The 6031-nt window shown below is 63.9% G+C and carries 5 protein-coding genes; 4 read left to right on the top strand and 1 reads right to left on the bottom strand.

Features of this window, described 5'->3' with window-relative positions; translation table 11 throughout:
• Positions 1-790: LysR family transcriptional regulator (locus tag PHE40_RS10295; protein WP_299961459.1), on the bottom strand; the 790-nt coding region annotated here is incomplete at its 3' end.
• 126 nt (positions 791-916) lie between these two features.
• On the opposite strand from PHE40_RS10295, the gene PHE40_RS10290 reads away from it, so the two are divergent.
• From PHE40_RS10290 to PHE40_RS10275, 4 genes are all read left to right on the top strand, one after another.
• Positions 917-2416, top strand: coding sequence for a CoA-acylating methylmalonate-semialdehyde dehydrogenase (locus tag PHE40_RS10290; RefSeq protein WP_299961457.1), 1500 nt, complete (start codon positions 917-919; stop codon positions 2414-2416).
• 5 nt (positions 2417-2421) lie between these two features.
• A complete protein-coding gene (locus PHE40_RS10285) occupies positions 2422-3576 on the top strand; it encodes an acyl-CoA dehydrogenase family protein (protein WP_299961455.1) in 1155 nt (384 codons plus the stop codon).
• Positions 3576-4454, top strand: coding sequence for a 3-hydroxyisobutyrate dehydrogenase (gene mmsB / locus PHE40_RS10280; RefSeq protein ID WP_299961453.1), 879 nt, complete (start codon positions 3576-3578; stop codon positions 4452-4454). The genes PHE40_RS10285 and mmsB overlap by 1 nt, the downstream gene beginning before the upstream one ends.
• 118 nt (positions 4455-4572) lie before the next feature.
• Positions 4573-5847, top strand: a complete 1275-nt coding sequence (locus tag PHE40_RS10275) for an ammonium transporter (RefSeq protein WP_408839035.1) — start codon at positions 4573-4575, stop codon at positions 5845-5847.
• The last annotated feature ends 184 nt before the right edge of the window (positions 5848-6031 follow it).

Below are 6031 nucleotides of genomic sequence, written 5' to 3'. Positions count from 1 at the left end.
TCAGCGCGACCTCTTCCGGCAGCACAGGCACTAGGCCCGGATGCAGCCGGGCGATAAACGCGGGCAGCACGCACAGCCCGCTCCCCGCCGCGGTGGCATAGGCCTGGGCTGTGAGGTTGGTGCTGCGGATGCGCGCGTTGATCCCGGGGCCGATGCTGCCGAGGTAGTTAAGCTCCGGCGTGAACAGCATGTCCTCGATATAGCCGACAAAGTTGTGCCGGGAGAGGTCGGCGGGGCTGCTGATCGGCGGGTGCGCCGCGAGATAGCTGCTCGCGGCATAGATATGCAGCCGGTAATCAGTGAGGCGGCGCGAGACAACGCGCGCATGCTCTGGCGAGGTGAGGCTGATGCCGATATCCGCCTCGCGCTTGGAGAGGCTGAACACCCGCGCGGTGGCCAGCAGCTCGATTTCCAATTTCGGGTGCAGCGCCGCCAGCTTGTGGATGCGCGGTGCCAGAAACGCGGTGCCGAAGCCATCCGGCGCGCCGATGCGGATGGTGCCCGAGACCGCCGGGTTTTCACTTTCCATGGAGGCTGCCCGCAAATAGCCCGCCTCCATCGTCTCCGCGATGGGCCGCAGCTGCTCCCCGCTGGCGGTCAGGTCATACCCCAGGTTGCTGCGGTAGAATATCCGCGCCGCTAGGCGTTCCTCTAGCCGCTGGATGTGCCGGGCAACGGTCGTATGGTCTGTGCCCAGCGCCTCCGCCGCGGCCGAGAGCGTGCCCGTGCGCGCCACCGCCAGAAAATGGCGGAAATCATCCCAGTTTTGCGCGCGCTTGCGCCCGGCCATCGCGTGCTCCCTTTGTGGATCAGCGTATTGTGCAAAAATGCGCAATGATTGCGGAAGAATTACTCTTCATCGGGCATGTTAACGCGGATAGAGAATGCCGGCAAGAACAGCCCCGAGGAGAGACCCATGGCGCGCGAATTAAATCATTTCATTGGCGGCAAAACCGTCACCGGCACATCCGGCCGCTTTGCCGATGTTTTCGACCCCAACACCGGCGCCGTGCAGGCGAAGGTCGCGCTGGCCAGCAAGCAGGAGGTTGAGGTTGCAATCGCCAACGCCGCCGCCGCCCAGCCCGGCTGGGCCGCGACCAACCCGCAGCGCCGCGCCCGCGTGCTGATGAAATTTCTCGAGCTTATCAATACCGAGATGGACTCCCTGGCCCGCCTGCTTTCCTCCGAACATGGCAAGACCGTGCCGGACGCCAAAGGCGATATTCAGCGCGGCTTGGAGGTCGTGGAATTCGCCATCGGCATCCCGCATCTGCTCAAGGGCGAATACACCACCGAGGCCGGCACCAATATCGACGTCTATTCCATGCGCCAGCCGCTCGGCGTTGTCGCCGGCATCACCCCGTTCAACTTCCCGGCGATGATCCCGTTATGGAAGGCCGCCCCGGCGATTGCCTGCGGCAATGCCTTCATCCTCAAGCCCTCCGAGCGTGACCCCTCGGTGCCGCTGCGCCTGGCTGAGCTGTTTCTCGCCGCTGGTGGCCCGCCGGGTATCTTCAACGTGGTGAACGGCGACAAGGAAGCGGTGGACACCATCCTGCACGACCCGCGGATCATGGCGGTCGGCTTTGTCGGCTCCTCCCCGATCGCGAATTACATTTACGCGACCGCCGCCCAGAACGGCAAACGCGCGCAATGCTTCGGCGGCGCCAAAAACCACGCCATCATCATGCCGGATGCGGACATGGACCAGGTGGCCGATGCCCTCATCGGTGCCGCCTACGGCTCCGCCGGCGAGCGTTGCATGGCGCTCTCGGTCGCCGTGCCGGTCGGCAAGGCCACCGCTGATGCCCTGGTAAAAAAATTGATCCCGCGCGTCGAGGCGCTGAAAATCGGCCTGTCCTCCGATGCTGGGGCGGATTACGGCCCGCTGGTCACCAGGGACGCGCTGAACCGCGTGAAGGGCTATATCGATGAGGGTGTGGCCGAAGGCGCGAACCTCCTGGTCGATGGCCGCGGCTTCAAGATGCAAGGCTTTGAGAACGGCTATTTCATCGGCGGCACCTTGTTCGATAATGTCACCCCCGAGATGAAAATCTACAAGGAGGAGATTTTCGGGCCGGTGCTCGCCGTGGTCCGCGCCGCCAATTACGAAGATGCGCTGCGCCTGCCCAGCGAACATGAATACGGCAACGGCACCGCCATTTTCACCCGCGATGGCGACGCCGCGCGCGATTTCTGCGCCCGCGTGCAGGTCGGCATGGTCGGCGTGAACGTGCCCATCCCCGTTCCCATCGCCTACCACACCTTCGGCGGCTGGAAGCGTTCGGGCTTTGGCGATCTCAACCAGCATGGCCCGGACTCGGTCCGCTTCTACACCAAGACCAAGACCGTCACCTCGCGCTGGCCCTCGGGCGTGAAGGATGGCGCCAGCTTCGTCATCCCGACGATGGATTGATGACCATGGGTGGCCTCTCGTTCAATCTTGATGAAGATCAACTTGCCATCCGCGAGATGGCCCAGGCGTTCGCGCGCGAACGTCTGGCGCCTTTCGCGATCGAATGGGACAGGGAGAAGCATTTCCCGGTCGATGTGATGCGTGAGGCCGCCGACCTGGGCATGGGCGGAATTTATGTTGACGAAGCCTATGGCGGTTCGGGGCTGACCCGGCTGCATGCGGCCCTCATCATCGAGGCGCTGGCGGCGGGCTGCCCGGCGGTCGCCTCCTATATCTCCATCCATAACATGGCCGCCGGGATGATCGACCGCTACGGCAACGCCGCGCAGAAGGCGAAATATCTGCCCCGGCTGTGCCGCATGGAATGGCTCTCCAGCTACTGCCTGACCGAACCGGCCGCCGGGTCGGACGCAGCCTCCCTGCGTACCAAGGCGGTGCTGGATGGTGAGCATTACCTCGTCAACGGGGTGAAGCAATTCATTTCAGGTGCCGGCACGGCGGAGGTCTATGTCGTGATGGTGCGTACCGGCGGCGAGGGGGCTGGCGGTATTTCCACGTTGATTATCGACAAGGACACGCCCGGCGTCTCCTTCGGCGCCAATGAATACAAGATGGGCTGGAACGCTCAGCCGACACGGCAGGTGATTTTTGAGGATGCGCGCGTGCCCGTGGCCAACCGGCTTGGCCCGGAGGGCATCGGTTTCAAAATCGCGATGGCGGGGCTGGACGGCGGGCGTGTCAATATCGGCGCCGCCTCGCTGGGCGGCGCGCAGGCGGCGCTGGATAAAACCATCACCTACCTCTCCGAGCGCAAGGCGTTCGGCAAGCCCATCGGCACGTTCCAGGCATTGCAGTTCCGCATTGCGGATATGGCGACGGAGCTGGAGGCGGCGCGGCTGCTGCTGTGGCGCGCGGCCAGCGCGCTGGATGCGAAAACCGCCGACGCCACGCTGTTCTGTGCGATGGCCAAACGCTTCGCCACCGACACCGGCTTCGAGATCGCCAACGAGGCGCTGCAAATGCACGGCGGCTACGGCTATCTGGCCGATTACGGCATCGAAAAAATCGTGCGCGATCTGCGCGTGCACCAGATCCTTGAAGGCACCAACGAAATCATGCGGGTGATCATCTCGCGCCAGCTCATGGGAGACAAAAAATAATGGCGAAAATCGCATTCATCGGCCTGGGCAACATGGGCCTGCCGATGGCCATCAACCTGGTGAAGGCCGGGCATGAGGTGAGCGGGTTCGATCTGGTGTCGGCCGCCATCGAGGCGGCGGGGAAGGCGGGGATCAAGGTCATGCCGAGTGCGGCGGCCTCGCTCACGGGCGCTGAGATCGCCATCACCATGCTGCCCAACGGCAAGCTGGTGCTGGGGGTGTATAATGACATTTTGCAAGCCGCCGCGCCGGGTACGCTGTTTGTTGACAGTTCGACGATCGACGTGGACAGCGCGCGCAAGGCGCATGAGCTGGCGCGGGCCGCCGGTTCCGCGGCGGTGGACGCGCCGGTTTCGGGTGGTGTCGGCGGGGCGGCGGCCGGTACGCTCACCTTCATGGCCGGTGGCGAGGATGCGGCGTTTGCGCGCGCCCGGCCAGTGCTGGAGGCCATGGGCCGCAAGATCGTGCATTGCGGCGGCGCCGGTGCCGGGCAGGCGGCGAAAATCTGCAACAACATGATTCTCGGCATTTCGATGATCGGCGTTTGCGAGGCGTTTGTGCTGGGCGAGAAGCTCGGCCTTTCGGCGCAGGCGCTCTATGATGTCGCTTCCACCTCGTCAGGCCAGTGCTGGTCGCTCATCAGCTATTGCCCGGTGCCGGGCCCGGTGCCGGCCAGCCCGTCCAACAACGCCTACAAGCCGGGCTTTGCCGCGGCGCTGATGCTCAAGGACCTGCTGCTCAGCCAGGATGCCGCCGCCAGCGCCGGCGCCGCCACGGCGCTTGGAAAGCATGCCGCTGAAATTTACCGGGAATATGTTGATGCAGGCCATGCGGGGATGGATTTCTCCGGCATTATCAACGCGATTCGCGAAAAATAAGCCGCCGGGCCGTTCTGCGCGTCCGATTTCCTCCGGCCTTGACCGCCGGAAGCGTATTAGAATAGCAGACAGGCCAAGCGGCCCCTCGGGGATGTCACGCCAACACATACTCTGAGGGATGCCGGAACCAATGCAGCAAGTTCAGCCGGGCAATGTGGCCTGGGTTCTCATGTGCACAATTTTGGTGCTGCTGATGACCATTCCGGGGCTGGCGCTGTTTTATGCTGGTATGGTCCGCAAGAAGAACGTGCTCGCGATCATGATGCAGTCGTTCATGCTCTGCGCGGTGATGACCGTGCTGTGGATGATTGTTGGTTATTCCCTTGTATTCACCAACGGCAATGCGTTCATCGGTGATTTTTCGCGCGTGTTCCTACAGGGGCTCGCGGCGAATTGGGACAAGCCGTTCATTCTCGCCGCGGGAACGCCCGACGCGGTGGCGACGACCATCCCCGAGAGCGTGTTCCTGATGTTCCAGATGAGCTTCGCCATCATCACCCCCGCGGTGGTGACCGGCAGCTGCGCCGACCGCATGAAATTCTCCGCGCTGCTGATGTTTTTCACCCTGTGGTCGCTGCTGGTTTATGCGCCGCTGGCGCATTGGGTGTGGGCGCCCACCGGCTGGCTGGCCAAAATGGGCATCGCCGATTTCGCGGGCGGGACTGTGGTTGAGATCAACTGCGGGGTGACCGGGTTGATCTGCGCGCTGATGCTGGGCAAGCGCCTGGGCTATGGCCAGGAGAACATGGCGCCGTGGAACCTCAGCTACGCGGTTATCGGCGCTTCGCTGCTGTGGGTTGGCTGGATGGGTTTCAATTCCGGCGGCGCCATGGGGGCGAACGGGCGCGCCGGGATGGCGGTGCTGGTGACCCAGATTGCGGCTGCCACCGCCACTTTGGCCTGGATTTTCGTGGAATGGGCGGTGCGGGGCAAACCCTCGGTGCTGGGCGCGATTTCGGGCGCGGTGGCTGGGCTGGTCGCCATCACCCCGGCGGCGGGGTTCGTGCTGCCGGGCCCGGCGCTGGCGATCGGCCTGGCGGCGGGGTTTATCTGTTTTTGGACCGCGACCTCGATGAAATCCGCGCTGGGGTATGACGATAGCTTGGATGCGTTCGGGGTGCATGGAATCGCTGGGATGCTCGGCACGCTGGCGACGGGGTGGTTCGCGTTCGGCCCACTTTCCGCCACGCTGGCGGCGCCGGGGGGCGTGGCGTCCGGCGGCCTGGCGCTGCTGAAGGTTCAGGCCCTGGGTGTGCTGGTTACGATTGTGTATTGCGCAGGCGTGAGCTGGGTTTTGCTGAAGATTACCGATATGGTGGTCGGCCTGCGGGTGACGCGCGAGGAAGAGCGCGAGGGGCTGGATGTTGTGCTGCACGGCGAGCAATTGTTTTAGAGCGCGACAGGTTTGGGTTGACGCAAGAACGCCCCCCCCGCCAGCGCTCTAACTCTTTGATAAGAGGCTGATTCACGCTTTCAGTTGCCACGCTGGCGCGCGTCAACCTCAAACGATCAGACTCTAAGCCGGGTTGCGCGGGGCATGTTGCAAGGGCGGTCTTCGGGCCGCGCCTTTTGCGTGG

The sequence above is a fragment of the Acidocella sp. genome (assembly GCF_028687955.1).
Lineage (GTDB): Bacteria > Pseudomonadota > Alphaproteobacteria > Acetobacterales > Acetobacteraceae > Acidocella.
Note: the sequence above shows the minus strand (reverse complement) of the source record. Positions and strands in the feature narration are given on the sequence as shown.